The 1,318-nt window shown below is 61.7% G+C and carries 1 protein-coding gene and 1 other annotated feature; the gene reads right to left on the reverse strand.

Annotated elements, in window-relative coordinates:
* Positions 1-39 precede the first annotated feature (39 nt).
* Positions 40-1,268, reverse strand: a protein-coding gene (locus GPA25_RS23560; RefSeq protein WP_169262826.1) for an IS3 family transposase whose coding sequence is annotated in 2 segments (ribosomal slippage) — positions 40-980 and positions 980-1,268 — 1,230 coding nt in all. Because the reading frame shifts where the segments join, the coding sequence is not laid out codon by codon here.
* Positions 874-990: a sequence feature (AL1L pseudoknot), on the reverse strand. It overlaps the preceding gene by 117 nt.
* Positions 1,269-1,318: the final 50 nt, after the last annotated feature.

A 1,318-nucleotide genomic window follows, 5' to 3' on the forward strand; every position in this document is an offset into this window, starting at 1 on the left:
TGAATCGCACCGGGTTCCGTGGAGGCCGGTTGGTTTAAGTCAGGCCGCGATGGCGGCCTGACGGGCGAGTTGCCCGTAGTAGTTTGCCTCAGCTTCTGCGGGCGGGATATACCCGATGGGTTCGAGCAGCCTGTGGTGGTTAAACCAGGACACCCATTCCAGCGTTGCCAACTCCACGGATTCCTTGGTTTTCCAGGGCGCTCGCCGGTGGATCATCTCTGCCTTGTACAAACCATTGATCGTCTCTGCCAGAGCATTGTCATAGCTGTCGCCCTTGCTACCCACTGATGGCTCAATCCCCGCCTCGGCCAGCCGCTCGCTGTAGCGGATCGAGACGTACTGCGAGCCTCTGTCGGAGTGGTGGATCAGGGCTTCTTCGGGACTTGGTTGGCGGGCGTACAGCGCCTGTTCCAGCGCATCGAGCACGAAGTCCGTGTGCATGGAACTGCTCACGCGCCAGCCCACGATGCGTCGGGCAAAGACGTCGATGACGAAGGCCACATAAAGCCAGCCTTGCCAGGTCGAGACATAGGTGAAGTCCGAGACCCACAACTGGTTGGGACGATCGGCCTTGAACTGCCGATTGACCCGATCCAGCGGACACACCGCCTTGCTGTCGCTGATCGTGGTGCGCACGACCTTGCCGCGCACGACACCCCGCAAACCCTGACGGCGCATGAGCCGCTCGACCGTGCAGCGGGCCACCGCGACACCTTCCCGGTTCAGTTGCCGCCAGACTTTGTCGGCACCATAGACCTGCAGGTTGGCTTGCCAGACGCGTTCGATCTCGGGAATCAACGCTTCGTCGCGCTGCACTCTCCGGCTGCGTTGTTCAGGGTTGCGCTGCAGGGCGACATGGCGCCGGTAGCCGGACGGGGCGATCTGCAATTGCCTGCAGATCGGCTCGACCCCGAAGGCATCACGATGCGCGTCGACGAAAGACCTCAGGATTTGAATCGGCGGTCGAGCTCCGCCTGGGCGAAAAACGCGCTGGCAAGCTTCAGAATTTCATTGGCTTTGCGCAGCTCACGGACCTCGCGCTCCAGCTCCTTGACGCGCTTCTGATCCGCGGTGGTCGGCCCTTCGCGCTGGCCGGTATCTCGCTCATGCTGACGCACCCAGGTCAGCAACGTCTGTGCCGTGCAGCCGATCTTGGCGGCGATGGATTCAACGGCCGCCCATTGCGACGGATGGTTGCCGCGACACTCGGCCACCATGCGTACGGCACGCTCACGGACTTCAGGGGAGAACTTCACAGACTTCTTCATGGCTCTATCTTCTCAAGAGTTAGAGCCTCCACCAAACTCGGGGCGATTCA

The organism is Aromatoleum diolicum (assembly GCF_012910955.1).
Lineage (GTDB): Bacteria > Pseudomonadota > Gammaproteobacteria > Burkholderiales > Rhodocyclaceae > Aromatoleum > Aromatoleum diolicum.